The sequence below is a fragment of the Phormidium sp. CCY1219 genome, assembly GCF_055795085.1.
In genome coordinates, this window is sequence record NZ_JAYFEQ010000533.1 from 12,405 (window position 1) to 31,229 (window position 18,825).

An 18,825-nucleotide genomic window follows, 5' to 3' on the forward strand; every position below is an offset into this window, starting at 1 on the left:
ATTCTTTTTCACAAATTATGCAGTTTTTATAAAACCGATTGGGTTTTATTTATCAAACTCCCCTGAAAAACAATGCTCAGAGCAGATGGCTTTTACATAGGACGTTGCTGCTTTTCTAGCCTAATTTTTTATCATTGTTGAGGCCATATCCGTAAAATCACTGAAAGCACTTTTATCTAACAAGAGGTTAATTGATAAGTTGGGTGATTTTACTGAAAGTCTGTATGGGGGGGTTGGGCAATATTAAACTGTTATGTCGGTAAATGGAGTCTGGTGGGAGCTTTTGAGCCTCTCCTTAACCCCAGTACGGACAAGGAAAAAGATGGAGCGTAGGGAAGCAATTGTGACGCCGATCGCACTCATCAGGTGAAGGCGATCGCTGCATCAAAAAAGTTTCTGGTGTAACGTAGAATGTAGATTGCAGTTTAATTGTTAGCCAAGAATTAAATGAAGATTCTGCAAAGAACCATCTGACACTGCAAATTGGAGATCGATATCTGCCATAATAATACCATATAGTCAAGTAACGCAGGGAGTGCATGACATCATGAAAAAGACCCTTTCTATTTCCATAGGAGCCGCCGTTGCGATCGCGCTGTTTGGGGCATCCGCTCCAGCCCGAGCCTTTTCCTTCGGCACCGACGGCATCAGTTTTAATAGCGATACCGAAGTCAAATTCTCCTTCGGCAGTTCTAACGGAGCTTTCCAGTCCACCCTCAAAATCTTTGAGGTACTCACCGATGGCTCCTTGGCAGCAGCAGAGAACGGGGTGGTATTTGAAGAAACCCAAGCCTCCGATAACGGCGCACAAAATGGCTTTGAAGCCACTTTAGGAAACGCCGTGACCCAGGTCAACGATACCTTTACGTTCCTGGCGGGTAAAGTTTACACTCTGGGACTTGCAAGCACTTATAACGGCAACAATCAAGGAATAGCCTACAGCACAACCAGCTTGAATACCTATGGTCAGCGAGCTGCCTTTGGAACCACTGGCGGCACAGAAGCACAAGCCTTCGATGCCAGTTCCTATCAATCTGCAGATCCGTTTAGTGGACCGGTGGCAATTGCCTTTGAAGATATTAAATGGGCAGGTGCCGATGGAGACTTTAACGACGTAACCGTAAGTGCTGCAGCAGTTCCCGAACCGTTGACGATGGGAGGGTTAGCATTGGGAGCTGCTGGATTGGCAGCCGCTCGTCGTTCTCGCAAGCGTCGCACCAGCGAAAGCTAATCAGTCAATATTAGCAGTCAGTTTTCCAAGTGGGTTGGATATTGAGTAAACTAGAGCAGTTGGCACCGTTGCCAACTGCTTTTGCTTAACTCAATCCGCCCACATGCAGCTTTCTGCATGGGATCCGCGATTACATTGGCATAACGAAAATCGGCCTCAATGTAAAACTTAACCTGCGAATCAAGTGCAAAGTGTGGAATATGACTTCGATTCAAGATTTAAAAGAACCTAAATATTGGTTGCTGGGCATTGCAGTAGGTTTAATGGCTGTTAACCTGACATTGATGTGGAGACATGCCCCGGTTGATGTGGTGGGTACCAGCCTTCTTTTCTGGGGAGCTGCTGCATTTTTAGTCTGGGAAAAACATCAAGATTTGAATCTGGAAAGCGATGTTATATCCAGCATTTTAGGAACGTTACTGATTGGGTTAGTGCTGTTGAAAAGCGTTAACCTGGGCGAGTATGACTTGTTCCTTCGCATTTCACCTTTTTTATCGGGAGTGGGGCTAGCCCTGCTCAGTTCCGGTTGGAAACGATTAGCCTACTATTGGCAAGAACTGTTCATTTTAGGCTTTATCTCCATCTCCACCGGGCTTTTATTGCAGATTTTTGATATTTCTCCCTTCACCGCGAAATTTGCGGCGTTTGTTTTGTGGTATATGGGGTTTCAGGTCGAGCAAGACGGCATTTACGTTAATCTGCCCACAGGTAGCATAGAAGTTTATTCTGGCTGTTCTGGCTACAGCGCAATTCTTCAGTTACTTGGGTTAGCATTCCTTTTCTTGTTTATGTTTCCCACCAACTGGAAGCAGAAGATATTAGTCCCGATCGTTGCCATAGTGGCAGGATTTGCAGTAAATGGAGTGCGGGTTGCCCTGATGGCTTTTTTAGTGGCCTATTCCAGTAAAACTGCATTTGAATACTGGCATTACGGCGATGGATCTTTAATTTTTTCGATGATAGGTGTCGTTATTTTAGGCATATTTTGCTGGTTTTTTATCCTGCGAAATGAACCCGAAAGCCACAATGCAGACAAATGTTAATTCCTAAAAAATTACACTGGAAATCTGTCAGGATTGTGCTGCTAGCCGCTACCTTGGGTGGTGCGATCGCAGTTCTGGGAAAGTTAATTTTCTCTCCTCCAATCGAGAGTGCTGGGTTTACGCCGTTTGTTTTTCCAACGGCTGTTCCGTTAGCGGATTGGCAGTTTGAAGAGAGTTTGCCCCTAGAGGTCAATGAAAACGAAAGCCTCATTTCCGGGGGACAATATTTCTACATTCAAAATAACCTGCCCCTGGAAATACAGATGCGCTACGTAACAAATACTGGTGGGAATGTGGAAAAATTAATGCAAACACATCTCGATATTGAGGCATCGGCTGCTAAACTAACCATACGTCACCAAGAGGAGATAGGATTTTACGGGGTATCTGAAACGGGAGAACAAGCTTATCTGGCTTCTTGTATTAATCCGCGAGGAGGTAGCACGGTTAGCGGGGAACAGTTTAGGAAAAACCGAAATGCCTACGACCTACAGGTCGATCGCCTTTTACCGTGGTTGTTGGGACAACAAAAACTCAGAGATTTTCGGTGTATGTTAACTGTTCTATCTATCCCCTTAGATAAGAACTCTCCAGAAAATTCCTATTCAATTTTAGAATCTGTCTGGGTTTCATGGTATCGTTGGTGGCAGCCACGCTTTCCGCCCTCTTAAAGCTGTACTTAAACTTTACCTAAAATAAGGGTGCCAATATTATGAGTAAATCTGAAGGATTTGATGTCAGTCGCTCGGTGGAAGAGCTTTTGCGCTTTAGCGGTGACCAATTGCGCTCAATCGGTCGAATCCGGATGGTGGGGTATGGGTTATTAGTGTTAGCCTTATTTGACACCATTCAGGTGTTTATTTCTCCCAATTTTATGAATCCCAATTGGGAGTTGCAGACGATGGGCGCGTTGGTGGAAAGAGCGCCAGTGCCTTTATTGGGATTTGCCTTGGTGTTTTTTGGGGAAGACTACAACCGCACGGGCTTAGAAGATATTTTATTGAAATTACTGTCCTGGGTTTGTCTGTTGCTGGCAGTGGTTTCCCTGTTATTCGTGCCGTTAGGGATTAATAATACCTTGCGTTTGAATCGGATTAACAATCAGCAAATTACCGTTCAATCGCAACAGCAGCTAGAACAACTCGAAGCGATCGAGCAACAGGTCAGTCAAGGTAGCACCGAACAATTGCAAACTTTGGCACTGGAACTTAACCGATTGGGTTTGTCGGTGGATAGTACCAATACAGAGGGTTTGAAAAACGAGATTTTGTCTAGAATTCCTCAAGCCAGAGAACAGGTGCAGACGCAAACTCAACAAGTCCGGCAAAATCAGCGAGTTAATTTATTGAAAAATTCGGTGAAATGGAATCTCGGTGCTTTGGTATCTAGTGCTTTATTTTTTATGATTTGGCGAGGCACTCGTTGGTCGAGATAACCTGCAGAACCGTTGGAGCGATCGCTGCTATAGCTAGACCCCAAACCCGGGCGGAGGCCAATTGGTAACGAGAAATACAATAACTGCTGCCAGAGCCAAAAAGCCTTGAATAAAATTGCCAATTAGGGAACTCACCACCACCCCAATTCCGGCTTTGACAGCGATCGCCAAATCCTTCCGATAGAGATACTCGCCAATTATCGCCCCTAACAAAGGGCCAATAAAAATACCCAGCAACGGACCGCCAATCAGCCAAGCCGGCAATAAACCAAAAAAGCCCAAAACAAAGCCAACGATCGCCCCAATTTGACCCCATTTACTCGCCCCGGCGCGTTTCGCCCCCCAATAGGTAGCCAACAAATCGATGCCCACACTGAGCAGCAAAACCCCCATTGCCACTCCCAGAGCCAAACCCACACTACTCAACCCATTCTCATTAAACACAGCCCAGATCGCGATCGCGCCGAGAATCAAACTCGACCCCGGAACTCCAGGAACCACAGCGCCGATAACACCGATCGCCATCACTGCAACCAGTACCCAATACAAAATAGCCATAAACCACTAACCTTCAGCAGGTGCAACATCATTATCCGATAAACCTTGACTCAGCGTCACCGCCAATTTGTCAGCAATCCCCTCAACCCACCGTTCATCTTGCTTCGTGTAACTGCGCGGAGCATTTGCCCCCAAAATCAAAACACCGCGATCGCCCAAAGGCTGACAAATAACCCCCTGAGTATTTTCCGGCAAATAATCAAACTCAACACGACCCGGATAAAGCTTCAACTCCACCAAATAAATTGCCTTTTGCCGTTCCATCGCTCTTTGCAAAATCGCTCCCGGCGTCACCTGCGACTTGGGTGGCAAAACCCCCCGCCGCAGCAGCACCCGTCCCCCATAAAACACCACCACAGACCTCGTTACCGTATTCGTCAGCAACAAATGCGACGCCCAAGCCAATTCCGTCTGAACCGCCTCCGGCAAATCCGGTGCCAGTTCAAACCCCGATTCGCCCTTCAACTCCACCGCCTCCGGCGATCGCGGCTGCACCTGTTGCCACAGTAAACCCGTCAACACCAACAGCGCGCTTAAAATCACTCCCAAAGCATCCGATCGCGCTTGCGCCTCCGTAACTCCCGGCGTCAGCAAGCGGTTTACCCCCAACAAAACGCCTCCCAAACCCCCAGCAACCAGAGGTAAGCGACGCAATATCTCCGATCCATCTGATTGAGCCATACTCGATCGCGTCTTACCCAACATCTATTTTCACTGCAAAAATCGCCCCAGATCGCTCCCCATCCTCAAACCCCCAGAACCCCAGCAAGGGAAAAGCCATCCACCATGACTTCCCCCTTCCCGCTTCATATCTCATCCGGTTCCAGAATCCGCTGAAACAAATAACCCGTTCCCCTCGCCGTCAAAATCAACTCTGGATTGCTCGGATCCTCTTCCAACTTCGCTCTCAAGCGGGAAATATGGACATCCACCACCCGCGTATCCACATGACGCTCTGGCGTGTAACCCCAAACCTCCTGCAAAATTTCCGATCGCGAGAACGGTTCTCCCGACTTGCTCACCAACAATTCGAGCAAACTAAACTCCATCCCCGTCAGGCGAATCCGCTCATCACCCTTGTAAACCTGCCGCTTATTCGTATCGATTTTTATCGAACTAACCTGAATCACCCCAGAACTCGGAATCCCCGGCGCACCGGTTTTCTCCACGCGACGCAACACCGATCGGATGCGAGCTTCCAGTTCTTTTGGCGAAAACGGCTTGACCACATAATCATCCGCGCCTAACTCCAGACCCGTGATCCGGTCAGCCACATCTCCCAGGGCTGTTAGCATAATGATGGGGACATCGGATTCTTTCCGCAGTTCCTGACAAACGCCATAGCCATCTAGCTTCGGCATCATCACATCCAAAACCACTAGATCGGGAACTTCCATGCGAAAAGTCTCTAACGCTTCTTCCCCATCTGCCGCCGTTACCACATCATAGCCAATCATCGAAAGGCGGGTCTCCAGGATCCGACGGATACTTGCTTCGTCATCGACAACCAGTATCTTTTCCTTAAGGTTTTCCAAGATACTCAAGGCTCCTTTAGCGTCTTTTGTAATTCTTAATTTTTAATACTGTACCATTTGAATTGTCTCATATTCAGCACCATAGCTTCATCTGAAGTTCTTACCCAAGGTAGGTCTCAAGCTTTTTGACTATCCATCTGATGTCCAATAGGGTCGATAGAGATAACGAATGCCCAAGCAGCGAACCCAATATGTTTGTGAAGAGTGCGGAGCCGAATTTGCCCAATGGTTTGGTAAATGTTCTGCCTGCGATACCTATGGTTCCTTGATCGAAGAGGTTTTGCCCTCTTCCGCCAACGCCGCTCGTCCCAGTTTGAACGCCAGTTCCTGGATGCGAGACGGCACGAAACCCAAATCCAAATCCTCCGGGCAACCCCGCTCCTCTGTCAAATTAAATCAGATTGCTGACCAAACCGTGAGTCGCTGTTCCTCGGGCTATGGCGAAATGGATCGGGTTCTCGGCGGTGGCATCGTTCCGGGTTCGTTAGTCTTAATTGGCGGCGAACCCGGAATTGGTAAATCAACTCTGCTGTTGCAAGTTGCCAATAACCTCTCCTACAGGTCGCGCATTCTTTACGTATCCGCCGAGGAGTCGGGACAGCAGGTCAAATTGCGTGCCCAGCGCTTGCTTGGAAACCTGGACTCCGATGAGGAGGAAGAAAAAAGCGCATCCTCCACATCCGAAAATGGCCAGCAGGATAGTTCGCAATCCTCCAGCGATCGCGATCGCCATTCCGTTTCCCAAGCAGAACCCATCCCCGCACAAACCCCCTCGAACCCTACCACCGACAATCCCAAACAAACCTCCGAGTCCCCTCGATCTAAACGCCCCCACAAAGAATCTCAATTTTATCTGCTTCCAGAAACCGACTTAGAAGAAATTTTGCGCGAGTTGGAATCCCTGAAACCGAATTTAGCCGTGGTGGACAGTATCCAAACCATTTTCTTTCCCTCGTTAACCTCGGCACCGGGATCCGTGGCACAAGTCCGAGAATGTACCTCGGCGTTGATGCAGGTGGCGAAGCGGGAGAACATTACTCTGTTTATTGTGGGGCACGTCACCAAAGAAGGGGGGATTGCCGGACCGAGGGTTCTGGAACATTTGGTGGATACGGTACTGTTTTTTGAGGGCGATCGCTTTGCCAGTCATCGTCTGCTGCGCTCCATGAAAAACCGCTTTGGAGCCACTCACGAAATCGGCGTCTTTGAAATGGTGGCTCACGGGCTGAAAGAAGTCCCTAACCCGTCAGAACTGTTTTTGGGCAGTCGCGAGGAATTTGTCTCCGGTTCTTCCACCATTGTGGCTTGTGAAGGAACCCGTCCGATTGTAGTGGAATTGCAAGCTTTGGTCAGTCCCGCCAGTTTTGGATCCCCCCGTCGAGCCACCACCGGGGTTGACAGCAATCGTTTGGTGCAAATTCTGGCAGTATTGGAAAAACGGGTGGGGGTACCGCTTTCTAAGTTGGATACTTATCTCGGATCCGTGGGCGGGATTAGTGTCAGCGAACCGGCAGCGGATTTGGGGGTGGCGATCGCCGTGGTGGCTTCTTTTCGCGATCGCGTAGTCGATCCCCATACGGTGATTATCGGGGAAGTGGGTTTGGGCGGTCAAGTCCGACCAGTCTCTCAGTTAGAACTGCGCCTGCGCGAAGCGGGCAAACTCGGTTTTAAGCGAGCCATTATTCCCAAAGGGCAAGTACCGCCAGATTTGGGAATGGAAATTCTGCCCGTGGCTAGAGTTCTCGATGCGATCGTGGAAGCCATTCCCGGTCCGCCGAATCAGGGCATTTCCGCCATCCCTAGCGCTTCGGCTTCACCGTCGGTGGCGATCGCCTCGAGCAATGGCGGGGTTGACGAGTCTACCACCACTGACGATGATGACTTTAACGATGAATTTGATTTTGAAGATCCAGTATTCTAAAGTCCTGGATGAAATTCAATGTTGTTGCGAATTTGAAAACACCTACAGCAAACACACGGCAGCCAATCTGCCCGAGGCTGTAGTTCCTACACTGCTTTCCCACTAGGTTCTAGCAGTGCATCGGCGCTCTACACTTTCGAGTCTAAATTTTAAAATGGAATTACCACTGGCGTAAAGGGGGATTGAAACAAATCGAGCGCTGCACAAAAAATTTATTGCGGTTGAATGGCAACAAAATCACAGGCGATCGGGAGACAATCGGTGCTAGATGAACTAAGCGCCTTACTTTGGGGTGCCTCTCTCTTCGGTGGGAAAATCACAGGTACTCTGAATTCGGGACTGTTGGGCAATCTTTCCCCAACACAATTGAGCCAGTTATTCGTCACTTGGCGATCGGGTTTCTTCCTGCCAAAATACGCCCAGGCTCGACTGGCTCTCCTAGACGCCCTGCTCAAAGGTATTACTTTCGCCATCCACCCTTCCCATCTGCAACAAGCCCATCATATGGCACCCAATGAAAAGGTGCGAACCACAGACCAACAACAAATCCAAGCGTGGCTAAAAAGGCGCATCGCAGCTTGCAGAAAAGAAGCCACTGGCACCCTAAATAGCAACCGATCCTTCAAACCCACCACCTCTCTTCCCATTTTATGCGGAAATTCCCAGGAAATCTGCGGTCTGAATTCTCGAAGCCGCAGCTCTCAATTACGGGAACTCAAAAGAACAATTGAATCCGAGCTTTATCTAGAAGCATTACCCGGCATTTGGCAAGAAAGCTTTCGAGGAGATTGGTTGCCTTTTGTTAGTTTGCTTTTGGCAGATTCTATTAAAAATCATCCGGAAATATCGGCATTTTTATCTGCCGAAACTGAAAAATTTGCCGATTTTGAGTGGGAGGTATTTAAGAGTGAACGTGATATCCAGAACCTAGTGCAGCAGGTGACGGAAGTGTTAGACAATCCTCAAACCTGTCTTGGAGCTGTGCAAATCATTGATTTTGATATTGATATTCTGCGCCAAGAACTCAGAGAGTGGTCGCAACAGAAAGTGGGGCTGAGTGTCATTGATGATGAATTAAATCGGGAAACGGAAAGAGAATTACCTGCTAGGGATCCGAAAGTAGAGACGGTTTTAAAATTATTAGAAAACAGTCAAGAACGAGAAGGGGAAACTTCAGCTTTCGAGCGGCGGATGGCGAGAGGTAAAATTCAGGACAATATGCCTTCCGTATCTCCGAAATCGAACCGCCAAAGCGAGGAAGAACAACCTGTGGTGTTGACTGGTTTACCGGTACCGAGTCGAAATACTAGCAATGGAATTCGTCCGCACTGGAAATGCTTGAATACGCTCACGGGTCATTCAGACTCGGTGGTGTCTGTGGTGTTTGGAGTGCAAACCCCCGAAAATCGTCAGCGATCGTCTTACACGTTAGTCAGTGGTAGTTGGGATAAGAGCATTAATATTTGGCAGCTTAAAAGCAGCGGACGCACCCACGGAATGCCTCATACCCTGCGGGATAATTCGGCTTCGGTTTATTCGGTGGCGCTCAGTCAAGATCATCAATATCTGGCGAGTGGTTGTGTGGATTATCGGGTGCGGTTATGGCATTTGCCAACTAGCCGACGGGTGAATACTTTATTGGGTCATTCGGTGTCGATTTATTCGGTGGCCTTTAGTCCGGATGGTCGGCTTTTAGCGAGTGGAAGTGGAGACCAAACGATTAAGATTTGGCAGGTGGAAACGGGAGAGTTAGTGGGGACTTTAATCGGGCATTCTGGGTTTATTTATTCGATTGCTTTTAGTCCGGATGGGGAGCTTTTGGTGAGTGGGAGTGAAGATAAAACGATTAAGATTTGGCAGGTGAAAACTTTGCAATTGGTGCGGACGCTGATTGGGAATTCGGCAGTGACTTCTGTGTCGTTAAGTCGCAATGGTCATGTATTGGCGAGTGGGAGTATGGATGAAACGATTAAGCTGTGGCATCTTAAGGAGACGACTTCGGAAGGAGGCACGCGACCCGCACCCACTCGAACTTTGCGGGGTCATACGGCGCAGGTTTTGTGCGTGGCGATCGCTCCGCGATTGCAGATTCTAGCCAGTGGTAGCCATGATAAGACGATTAAGTTGTGGCATTTGGAAACCGGAGAACACATCGGCACCCTTTCAGGACATTTAGATTCGGTGAATGCGGTGGCGTTTAGTCCGGATGGTCATTTCCTGGCGAGTGGTTCTCACGATAAGATGATTAAGATTTGGCGGGCGGTGGGATAATGATTCGGGGTGGCGGCGATCGCTCTTTACTCGCCGCTGAGAAATTCTAGGTAAGCGTTACTTAGCTCTTTGACCGCTAAGTCGTAGAATTGCTTACCATGTTCCGGGGTGGCTAAGGCAGAATTAGACCCCATGCGACCATCGGGATATCGGCGGCGGAAATCAGCCGCACCATAGATGGGATGTCCGGAGGCGACTTCTTTTGACAAGGGGGCTTGTTTGATGGCTTCTGGATAGAGATACTGGGTGACGGCGACTTCGCTGGGGGTGGCATGGGAGCCTTCTTCGTTCCCGTAGAGTTCTTTGGCGAGTTTGTACACTGAGCTACAGGTAAACCAGTTGGCAACTCGACATTGGACGCGATCGCCATTCGGCACTTGCAAGTCGTTGAGGACGGCGTAGGTTTCGGAAAAAGCCGCTTTCAGGGTGGCGATATTGCCGCCGTGACCGTTAATAAAGAAAAATTTGGTAAATCCCGCCCGGGTTAAGCTGGTAACGTAATCTCGGATGACTTGAATCAGGGTGCTGGGTCGTAGACTGATGGTGCCTGGAAAGGCGGTATGATGCAGGGCCATCCCCACGTTAATCGTCGGTGCAACGATCGCCTGGGTGGCTTCACCTACGCCTCGGGCGATCGCCTCGGCACAAATCGCATCGGTACCGATCGCACCAATCGGACCATGTTGTTCCGTAGAACCAATCGGAAAAATAATTCCAGTGGATTGCTTCAAATAGGCTTCAACTTCCGGCCAGGTACTTAAATGCAGCAGCATAATCGATAAGAGTAAGCGTACAGACTTTATCCTAACCAGAGTTGGTCTGCAATGCCACCGCAATTGGCAGTCAAAGCCGGATTATGCCCCACGGCGATCGCTGAAGTGTTCTTGGCGATCGCCTGTTGCAATCTGCTGACTTAATTCTCGTTTAGCTCACCAAGGAGTCTTCTCTCCCTCCTTTTTGTGAATCCAACTGCTCTCATTTGTATGCTCTCTTACCTGCGTTGTTTGGTTTTTTCTCTTTGACCGAATAAGGTTTGAGTTTGAATTTTGTTTGAAAATTTGGTTTAAAATTATATCACAGAAAAGTCCAAAAATCAACAAAAATTAATTCGGACTTAATGTTTGTTCGGACAGAGACGGTGTAGTGGGAGAGAAACTGGACTTAAAATCGGCTTGGGAACCCGCCTCGGTTGCTAAGCGCGTAACTTTTTTGTGAAGAAAACGGGTTACTCAGCTCTAGTAAACTGACGCTCTGGGGGTGAGGATTTTTCAAATAAAAAGCATCACAAAATTTACTCTCCAAGTGGATGAACGCTGTAGGTTGGGCAACCCTGGAGGGTCGGCGATGCGGTAGGGGAAGGGCGCAGATAATGGCATGGCGGCATTTGGGGTCAAGCACTGTAGGCGAATCGGCGTCAATGGGAGGGTCGTCTTTGTTAGGAAATTTTCGCGCTGAAATGTGCCGAGAGGGGAGGGGTGAAAACCCATACCAACTCACCGATCCCCGCCCTAAGCTGAAAGTCTACATATTTTGTTATATTAGCCAACTCTATTTACAGGCCGTTTTATTGTAAAAATGGGGATGGTATTAGAAACAACAATCACTAACCATGTTTTCTCTGGAAGCGACCACAAATCTTCCCAGACCAGAACTCAGCCAAGGAAATCGGGTCTTAGTCGTCGAAGATGAAGACCTGATTCGGGAAATGCTGGTTCTCGCGTTAGAAGAAGAAGGTTACGAGGTCACAATTGCCGCCGACGGACAAAGCGCCCTGAACTGTTTCTATGGCACAGAGGTTATGCCAGGAGAATTTCCATTCGATCTAATTGTGTTGGATCTGATGCTGCCTCAAGTTAACGGGCTGGATTTGTGTCGGTTATTACGTCATCAAGGAAACCCAGTGCCGATTTTGATTCTTAGTGCTAAAGGCAGTGAAACCGATCGCGTTTTAGGATTGGAAGTCGGAGCAGATGACTATTTGACGAAACCGTTTAGTATGCGCGAGTTAATTGCGCGGTGTCGGGCGTTGCTGCGCCGCCAACGGTTAAACGGTTTGCCAGAGCCACCACTGCTCAAGTTTGGCGAGATTACTTTGTCGCCACAAGAGTGCAGAGTTACCGTGGGCGATCGTCAAGTCAATCTCTCGCCCAAAGAGTTTCGCTTGCTGGAGCTATTTATGAGTTATCCGCGACGGGTGTGGTCCCGGGATCAGTTGCTCGATCGCGTGTGGGGAGCAGATTTTGTTGGGGATAGCAAAACGGTTGACGTCCACATTCGCTGGTTGCGAGAGAAATTAGAACGGGATCCGAGTCAGCCAGAGTACATTATTACCGTCAGGGGGTTTGGCTATCGGTTAGGATAAAAGGTAGCGATTAGCCATCAGCCATTCGCGCACAAGCTCGAGAAATAGGCGATCGGGTCACTATAGCAGAATTTGGCCGATTTCCACTGCCCAGTTTAAGGAAATATCCGCTCGGATTCGATGGCTGAGCCGCATTTGCTTTCAATGATTAAGGAGAAATCAGGCTAGATGGCTTTAGTCGCATTTTTCCTCGGACTTGCCCTAGGGATGGGGTTTTGGCTGGGCGAGCAATTATGGCTCCGCAAACAGTTGCGGCAATTTTTGGGTGGATTGCCAATGGATTCGTTTGGCTTATATATGCCAATGATGTCGCGTCTGCGGCGAGCTATTTCCTTAATCAGACAAGAGCAACAAGAGCTAGAGGTACAACTGCAAACCTGGCATCAATTAGTGCAACTCGCCCCGATTGGATATCTTCAGGTGGATGAAGAAAACCAGCTCTTGTGGTGTAACGAGCAAGCACAACAGCTTTTGCAGATTCAAAAATGGGAACCCCACTCGCCTCGGTTGCTGCTGAAGTTCGTGCGATCCTACGAGTTAGATCAACTGATCGAGACCACTCGTCAGCAACAAAAGCCTCAAATGCGAGAGTGGGTATTTCATCCGGCGTGTCAAAGCGGATCGGATGTGGGGAAAACGCGATCGCTCACCCTGCGCGGACATAGCTGCCCCTTAAATAACGGTCAAGTGGGGGTGTTTTTAGAAAACCGACAACCCTTAGTCAGCCTCGCTCAAAACCGCAACCGCTGGATTTCCGATTTGGCTCACGAACTCAAAACCCCCCTGACTTCAATTCGCTTAGTGGCGGAAGCGTTACAGGGACGTCTGGAGCCTCCTTGGCGTCAGAGAGTGGAGCGTTTGTTTGAGGAAACCAATCGATTGATTCAGCTCGTCCAAGACTGGTTAGAACTCAGCCAAATGGAAGTGGATCCCGGGAACAATCTGGCTTGCAAATCGGTGGAACTCCATGGGTTGATTCAGTCAGTCTGGCAGACCTTAGAACCTTTAGCTCGTCAAAAACAGCTACATCTAGAGTATTCTGGCTCAGATGCGGTATGGATTCAAGCCGACGAATCCCGCATCTACCGCGTATTTCTCAATATCCTCGATAATAGCATTCGCTATACTCCCGATCGCGGCACCATTCAAGCCATCGTCACTTTGCTTTCTGGAGAAGAAACGCCTACGATAGTGGAAGTTGGGGATCGGGCTTGGGTTCAAATCGATATTATAGATTCAGGATCGGGCTTTAGTGATTCGGATCTCCCTTACGTGTTCGATCGCCTTTATCGCGGAGATCCGGCTAGATCTCGGCAAGTTGCTGACTCTAGCGACCGAAAAACCAAGGCTTCTGGGGTGAGTGCCGGTTGTGGTCTGGGGTTGGCGATCGCTGACCAGATCGTTCGCGCTCATGGTGGATCCATCAAAGCCCGAAATCACCCCGAAACCGGCGGCGCTTGGTTGCAAATTAAACTCCCCTCTACTTGATGAACTTCCTGGGCGATCGTTCCCCATTTCTGAGGCTGGAGTTTTCCTAACTGTTTTCGATTTTAACTGTGGCTTTTGGGTGCAGTTGTTTCAATCTGTTGATTTAGTAGATTTATTCTAACTACCGATGGCTTCCATCGCTCGGCTCACTCCTTCGTCCTCCAATTCTAATTCTAGATTGACTCATTTTAAGCGAAAAGTTAAACGCTTAGAGCGGGATATTTTGCGAATGGGTGCCTTAGTGGAACATTCTTTCCGGCTAAGTCACCAAGCTTTGTTTGCCCGAGATTTATCCTCCGTTGAGGCAATTGCTGGAATTGATAAACAAATCGACCGCTTCTATCGCCAAATTGAGGCAGACTGCGTTCTTTTGATGACACTGCAAGCTCCCGCCGCAATGGATTCCCGCTTGCTGGGAGCCTTTATGCAGCTCGTGCGAGACCTAGAGCGCATTGGGGACTACGCGCAAGATATTTCTGAAATTGCGGTTAAACTTTTTCCCTATCCCCCGCATCCTTGTATGCCTCAAATTGAAGAAATGTCCCATCACGCTCAAGCAATGCTCGCTACCAGTCTGGTGGCACTCGCCGATCTCGATGCTGAAGTCGGTCAGCGGGTCAAACAGCTAGACTGTATTGTTGATGATGCCTACCATCATCTCTATGCTACTTTAGCCAATCAGCGAGATGTGAAAGGAGTAGTCGAACCCCTTCTATTATTAGCATTACTGATTCGTCATCTCGAACGAATGGCTGACCATGCTACTAATATCGGCCAACGAGTCGCTTACATTGTAACGGGTCATCGATGAGTGTTTCACTGCCAAAATTTATTCCCCTCTGCTGCAAAAAAGATTGGATAAACCTACAGTTTGACACTGGTGTGTGCCCCTATTTCGATGAGTCGCCAGGGAAAATGTTGGAAGACTTCCTTGGGGGTATCTAATGGTCTGTTTGAGGGGGGAAGGTTTCGCTAAGCCGGAAATTTTTAATTAGCCGCGATCGCGCGTTTTTGTCGGAGGCAAGTTAGACATCAGTCACATATATTTGCGCCAAAAATACGAGCCAATTACTTCCGCTTTATCAATTTATTTATAATAGCAGATGTTCGGCAATAGCGAGCGGTAATTTTTTTCTGCAAGCGATCGGGTTAATCATCATCAAAATAAAATTTAACGCCAATTACGTTCATTTCTTCCCTTGAATTGACGAAAGGATAAAAATAAAGCGTCTTGCCAAACCTCCAAAATTTATGGGAAGATGACTGAGTTTATAAGGACTTAAAGCTCGATGCACCAGCTCCAGGGAAACAGGGAAAATACCTATTTCCACAAAAAAGTCAAATGCATCAATCTGGATAGGCTGGTGATGCAAAGCAGTTTACTTTTTCTAATACAGTAATGCTATTTTATAGGCTCACAAATTGCCTCTCTACAGCTTGAAGCCGAGCTGTAAACAGTGTTCAAACGGCGATCGCCCCCGGGTTGATTCTGGCAAACGCGGAGCAGTTATAACCCAAGCCGGAGCTAAAGAGTCGCTGACAGTGACTTACCGAAAACCATCACCAAAACACTCCTAGGGTGGTATGTGGTTAGAGGAAAGATTTACAATCGCCATTTTAGGTAGCTTACAATGCCTAGTTGTCGGTATAGCAGCCAGCCGGGAAGCCACGGAAACTCTTAACCTGATGATTACCTCATCTTTATCTGGAACCCAAGACTTAACCTATGATAGGATGAGGAAAAAATTGATAAAAAATTAAGTGAAAAAGTTTTAAAATTATGAGTCTGGAAAATCCTCGCTCGGTTGAGCAGCGTGCCGAGGCAGTTTTATGCTAAATTTCATTCAGGCTAAATTTCAGTTTGGGGTGCTGTTAGGGTAGCTTCTCAGGTCTCCGACACCAAGGAGGCGATCGGGAAGCAAGCTCCCACCCCAAAAGCTGAGTTGCACTAATTAGCAAGGTGTGAGGAAAAAATGATGATGTCAAGGGTGTTTTGGCAGACTCTGCAATTCAGTTCGGCAGCCGTGAGTGCGGCATTGCTACTGTCCAACCAAGGAATGGCAACCGAAGTACCCGCCAACTCGGCAGTTTCCGAGTCCCCGTCTGCGGTGGCAAACCAGGAAGAGAATTTGCTACAACAACTCAAGCAATACTCTGGAGATAACCTAGACTACAGCTCAGGCAAGGCAGCACAGGGAACTGTATCAGCTACAGGTTCCCCGGTGGAGTCCAACCCAGCTACAGCAGATCCACCGGGGACTTTACTCCAAGAACTGAACCAGTATTCGCAAGTCAATTTTGATGAAGGCCCCCTAGAGCAAGTAAATTCCGTGACGGATCTGTCTGATGTTGCCCCCACAGACTGGGCATTTCAGGCGCTACGCTCCCTAGCTGAACGTTACCAATGTCTGTTAGGGTACGACGATGGCACCTATCGGGGTAATCGGGCAATGACCCGCTATGAATTTGCTGCCAGCTTGAATGCCTGTTTGCTGCGAATTCAGGAAATCATCGACAGTATAGAGCTACCAGATAATGACTTAAGCGCAATTGAGGCGTTACTCGAGGAATTTGGTGCGGAACTGGCGACCTTGAGGGGGCGAGTGGATGCGATCGAAGTCAGAGTAGCGGAATTAGAAGCCAATCAGTTCTCCACCACGACCAAACTCGGCGGTGACATTTTGTTTGCGATCGCCGATAGCTTTGGCGATGGGGCCACCCAAGGAGATAGAAGTGAATTTGCGTTTGGTAACCGGGTGCGTCTGACAATGGATACCAGCTTCACCGGAGAGGATCGCCTGCGAACTCGGTTACAGAGCGCCAACATGCCTGGGTTCAGACGCGACGTCACCGAAACCAACATGACCCGCTTATCGTTTGATACCGATACGGATAACGCTTTTGAAATTGACGAGATTTATTATCGTTTTCCTTTGGGTGACAGGGTAACGGTACAAATCGACGCGGCGAATGTGGAATTCTACGATGCCCTCGTTAATCCGTATAGCCCCATAGCCAGTAGTAACAGTGGAGCGCTATCCCGGTTTGGACGGTTTAACCCGGTGCTGCGACAAGGGAGTGGTGGCGCTGGTTTGAACATCGATTACCAATTCAGCGATGCGATCGGAGTGAATGTGGGATATATTGCCCCGGATGCAGCAACCCCGACAGCGCGCAACGGACTATTTGACGGTGAATATGCTGCCTTAGCTCAGCTCAACTTCACGCCTACGGATAATATAGGAGTAGGGATTACCTACATTAATTCTTATTATCCCGGTGGATCGGGTCTGGTGGGCAGCACTGGCAGTAGTTTTGCCAATAATCCATTTGGGGGTGTGGCGACTTCCGCCAATACTGTGTCGGCTCAAGGGAGTTTAGGGATTACTGACCAAATCGAATTAGCGGGTTGGTTTGGTTGGGTCAATGCTCAAGCCAAAGAAAGTTCCGGTGGGGTGAGCGATGACGATAATGCCACTATCCTGAACTGGGCCGCAATGGCAGTGGTTAACGATGTGGGCAAAGATGGCAGCTATTTAGCTTTTCTCGTCGGTCAACCGCCGAAAGTGACGGACAATGACTTCGATTTGCGTGAAGATTCCGATACCTCGTTGCATTTCGAGGCTCTGTATCGTTACCGCCTCAGCAGTAATATCGAAATTACTCCGGGCTTTTTCCTGGTTACGAATGCAGAACACAATGAGGAGAACGATACCGTTTGGGTGGGAACGATTCGCACGCGGTTTAAATTCTAGACCCGACCGAGTGCAAATTGGGTTCTAGAACTGGCGTTGGGGAGATCCCCCTCGTCATGGTTCGGTTCGATCGGACTGGAGAATCTGACAAGAGCAGAATATTGGTGAAAAATCTGCTCGCCCACTTGACGAAGACAATCTTAGTGATGCAAAGAGGCGCTCGGAGCCAGCCGAGTGCCTCTTTTTTATTGGTTAGGAGCGGATTTTCATACTCAAGTCGAGCCAGGTAGAGCGAGTAATGGGGGCGCTGGTGGAGATGTAGTCCACGCCGGTTTCGGCTACCGCTCGGATGGTGTCGAGGGTGATGTTTCCGGAGGCTTCTATGAGGATCCGGTTATTGTGCTGACGAATTAATGCCACACCTTGACGCATCCGATCGAGGGGCATGTTATCGAGCATAATAATGTCTGCTCCATGTTTGAGAGCTGTTTCCACATCGGCGAGGGTTTCCGTTTCGACCTCGATGGTTAAGGGGTAGGGAATTTGGGAACGAATCGACGCGATCGCCGCGCCAATCCCCCCTGCAGCGACAATGTGATTGTCTTTGATCATTACAGCGTCATCCAGTCCCATGCGATGATTCCTGGCTCCACCCACTTGAGTGGCGTACTTTTCAAGGAGCCTAAGTCCCGGGGTTGTCTTGCGAGTGTCCACAAGCTGCACCGGGAGATCGGCAATTTTCTCCACATACTGGCGGGTGACAGTGGCAATGCCACTCAGACGCATGACTAAATTAAGGGCAACTCGTTCTCCCATGAGCAGGGTATCAAGTGGGCCTTCTAAGCGAGCGATCGTCTGTCCTTGCTCAGAAAATTCACCTTCCGCAACGGATGGTTCAAACTTGACTTGCGACTCTAACAGATAGAAGACGCGACGAGCGACTTCTAATCCTGCAATGACTCCAGGCTCTTTGACGAGCCACTCGCCGACACCCCAGGGAGCTTCTCCTATATAGAGGCTGCCACTGGTGCGATCGCCGCGACCAATATCTTCTAGCAACCATCCTCGCAGTGTTGGATCCAAAACGATCCAAGGAGGTAAAACCGCTTTTTGACTCATTATGCAAACCGCCTCCACTCAAAACGACTGATTATCACGAGTTTTATTGTCCCTTAAATCCCCACCCTGCAAGGCTTTTAGGCAGAACCGAAAAAAAAATCCAAAATTTTTTCAAAAAAGGGTTGACATTCCCGAATGGGGTTGTTACATTAGTAAAGCGCCTGAAG

15 protein-coding genes are annotated in these 18,825 nt (G+C 48.6%); 10 read left to right on the forward strand and 5 right to left on the reverse strand.

All coding sequences use genetic code 11. From position 1 onward, the window contains the following. Window positions 1–547: 547 nt before the first annotated feature. The 4 genes from AC0QH1_RS14710 to hpsJ-A all read left to right on the forward strand — a co-directional run bounded on the left by AC0QH1_RS14710 (window position 548) and on the right by hpsJ-A (window position 3,709). Window positions 548–1,231 (forward strand): PEP-CTERM sorting domain-containing protein, encoded by a 684-nt coding sequence (locus AC0QH1_RS14710; RefSeq protein WP_324631931.1) that lies wholly within the window; start codon window positions 548–550, stop codon window positions 1,229–1,231. A 200-nt stretch (window positions 1,232–1,431) separates the two neighbouring features. Then, entirely contained in the window at window positions 1,432–2,274 is an 843-nt protein-coding gene (gene crtA / locus AC0QH1_RS14715; RefSeq protein ID WP_324631932.1) for a cyanoexosortase A, read from the forward strand. Next, complete coding sequence (locus tag AC0QH1_RS14720; RefSeq protein ID WP_324631933.1) at window positions 2,268–2,945, forward strand: cyanoexosortase A system-associated protein; 678 nt, start codon at window positions 2,268–2,270, stop codon at window positions 2,943–2,945. The genes crtA and AC0QH1_RS14720 overlap by 7 nt, the downstream gene beginning before the upstream one ends. A gap of 41 nt (window positions 2,946–2,986) precedes the next feature. Beyond that, the gene (gene hpsJ-A, locus AC0QH1_RS14725) at window positions 2,987–3,709 is read left to right on the forward strand and encodes an HpsJ-like protein, cyanoexosortase A-associated (RefSeq protein WP_324631934.1); all 723 of its coding nucleotides are present in this window, start codon (window positions 2,987–2,989) and stop codon (window positions 3,707–3,709) included. A 33-nt stretch (window positions 3,710–3,742) separates the two neighbouring features. On the opposite strand, the gene AC0QH1_RS14730 is transcribed toward hpsJ-A, so the two are convergent. The 3 genes from AC0QH1_RS14730 to rpaB all read right to left on the reverse strand — a co-directional run bounded on the left by AC0QH1_RS14730 (window position 3,743) and on the right by rpaB (window position 5,802). Further along, complete coding sequence (locus tag AC0QH1_RS14730) at window positions 3,743–4,267, reverse strand: DUF456 domain-containing protein (protein ID WP_324631935.1); 525 nt, start codon at window positions 4,265–4,267, stop codon at window positions 3,743–3,745. Window positions 4,268–4,273: 6 nt separating this feature from the next. Continuing rightward, window positions 4,274–4,948 carry a cofactor assembly of complex C subunit B gene (locus AC0QH1_RS14735; protein ID WP_324631936.1) on the reverse strand — a complete coding sequence of 225 codons (675 nt, stop codon included), beginning with the start codon at window positions 4,946–4,948 and terminating at the stop codon, window positions 4,274–4,276. Between the two features lie 125 nt (window positions 4,949–5,073). After that, the gene (rpaB, locus tag AC0QH1_RS14740; RefSeq protein ID WP_324631937.1) at window positions 5,074–5,802 is read right to left on the reverse strand and encodes a response regulator transcription factor RpaB; all 729 of its coding nucleotides are present in this window, start codon (window positions 5,800–5,802) and stop codon (window positions 5,074–5,076) included. A 169-nt stretch (window positions 5,803–5,971) separates the two neighbouring features. Between rpaB and radA the strand changes: the two genes are divergently transcribed. Continuing rightward, entirely contained in the window at window positions 5,972–7,723 is a 1,752-nt protein-coding gene (radA, locus tag AC0QH1_RS14745; RefSeq protein WP_324631938.1) for a DNA repair protein RadA, read from the forward strand. A gap of 225 nt (window positions 7,724–7,948) precedes the next feature. Further along, window positions 7,949–9,994, forward strand: a complete 2,046-nt coding sequence (locus AC0QH1_RS14750) for a WD40 repeat domain-containing protein (protein ID WP_324631939.1) — start codon at window positions 7,949–7,951, stop codon at window positions 9,992–9,994. Between the two features lie 26 nt (window positions 9,995–10,020). Here the strand turns inward: AC0QH1_RS14750 and AC0QH1_RS14755 are convergent, their stop codons facing one another. After that, entirely contained in the window at window positions 10,021–10,767 is a 747-nt protein-coding gene (locus AC0QH1_RS14755) for a creatininase family protein (protein WP_324631941.1), read from the reverse strand. 836 nt (window positions 10,768–11,603) lie between these two features. Here AC0QH1_RS14755 and AC0QH1_RS14760 point away from each other — a divergent pair. The 4 genes from AC0QH1_RS14760 (at window position 11,604) to AC0QH1_RS14775 (ending at window position 17,599) form a co-directional block, all read left to right on the forward strand. Further along, window positions 11,604–12,356 carry a response regulator transcription factor gene (locus AC0QH1_RS14760; protein ID WP_324631942.1) on the forward strand — a complete coding sequence of 251 codons (753 nt, stop codon included), beginning with the start codon at window positions 11,604–11,606 and terminating at the stop codon, window positions 12,354–12,356. 168 nt (window positions 12,357–12,524) lie between these two features. Continuing rightward, window positions 12,525–13,844, forward strand: coding sequence for a sensor histidine kinase (locus AC0QH1_RS14765; protein ID WP_324631943.1), 1,320 nt, complete (start codon window positions 12,525–12,527; stop codon window positions 13,842–13,844). Window positions 13,845–13,971: 127 nt separating this feature from the next. Then, on the forward strand, window positions 13,972–14,655 hold the full coding sequence (gene phoU / locus AC0QH1_RS14770; protein ID WP_324631944.1) for a phosphate signaling complex protein PhoU: 684 nt from the start codon (window positions 13,972–13,974) through the stop codon (window positions 14,653–14,655). A gap of 1,162 nt (window positions 14,656–15,817) precedes the next feature. Further along, entirely contained in the window at window positions 15,818–17,599 is a 1,782-nt protein-coding gene (locus AC0QH1_RS14775; RefSeq protein ID WP_324631945.1) for an iron uptake porin, read from the forward strand. 192 nt (window positions 17,600–17,791) lie between these two features. Here AC0QH1_RS14775 and nadC read toward each other — a convergent pair whose 3' ends face one another. Then, complete coding sequence (gene nadC, locus AC0QH1_RS14780) at window positions 17,792–18,658, reverse strand: carboxylating nicotinate-nucleotide diphosphorylase (protein ID WP_324631946.1); 867 nt, start codon at window positions 18,656–18,658, stop codon at window positions 17,792–17,794. Window positions 18,659–18,825 lie beyond the last annotated feature (167 nt).

What these genes read in the sequence shown, in the direction of transcription:
- AC0QH1_RS14710 (WP_324631931.1), top strand. Translation starts at nt 548, where the DNA reads ATGAAAAAGACCCTTTCTATTTCCATAGGAGCCGCCGTTGCGATCGCG.
- crtA (WP_324631932.1), top strand. Translation starts at nt 1,432, where the DNA reads ATGACTTCGATTCAAGATTTAAAAGAACCTAAATATTGGTTGCTGGGC.
- AC0QH1_RS14720 (WP_324631933.1), top strand. Translation starts at nt 2,268, where the DNA reads ATGTTAATTCCTAAAAAATTACACTGGAAATCTGTCAGGATTGTGCTG.
- hpsJ-A (WP_324631934.1), top strand. Translation starts at nt 2,987, where the DNA reads ATGAGTAAATCTGAAGGATTTGATGTCAGTCGCTCGGTGGAAGAGCTT.
- AC0QH1_RS14730 (WP_324631935.1), bottom strand. Translation starts at nt 4,267, where the DNA reads ATGGCTATTTTGTATTGGGTACTGGTTGCAGTGATGGCGATCGGTGTT.
- AC0QH1_RS14735 (WP_324631936.1), bottom strand. Translation starts at nt 4,948, where the DNA reads ATGGCTCAATCAGATGGATCGGAGATATTGCGTCGCTTACCTCTGGTT.
- radA (WP_324631938.1), top strand. Translation starts at nt 5,972, where the DNA reads ATGCCCAAGCAGCGAACCCAATATGTTTGTGAAGAGTGCGGAGCCGAA.
- AC0QH1_RS14750 (WP_324631939.1), top strand. Translation starts at nt 7,949, where the DNA reads ATGGCAACAAAATCACAGGCGATCGGGAGACAATCGGTGCTAGATGAA.
- AC0QH1_RS14755 (WP_324631941.1), bottom strand. Translation starts at nt 10,767, where the DNA reads ATGCTGCTGCATTTAAGTACCTGGCCGGAAGTTGAAGCCTATTTGAAG.
- AC0QH1_RS14760 (WP_324631942.1), top strand. Translation starts at nt 11,604, where the DNA reads ATGTTTTCTCTGGAAGCGACCACAAATCTTCCCAGACCAGAACTCAGC.
- AC0QH1_RS14765 (WP_324631943.1), top strand. Translation starts at nt 12,525, where the DNA reads ATGGCTTTAGTCGCATTTTTCCTCGGACTTGCCCTAGGGATGGGGTTT.
- phoU (WP_324631944.1), top strand. Translation starts at nt 13,972, where the DNA reads ATGGCTTCCATCGCTCGGCTCACTCCTTCGTCCTCCAATTCTAATTCT.
- AC0QH1_RS14775 (WP_324631945.1), top strand. Translation starts at nt 15,818, where the DNA reads ATGATGATGTCAAGGGTGTTTTGGCAGACTCTGCAATTCAGTTCGGCA.
- nadC (WP_324631946.1), bottom strand. Translation starts at nt 18,658, where the DNA reads ATGAGTCAAAAAGCGGTTTTACCTCCTTGGATCGTTTTGGATCCAACA.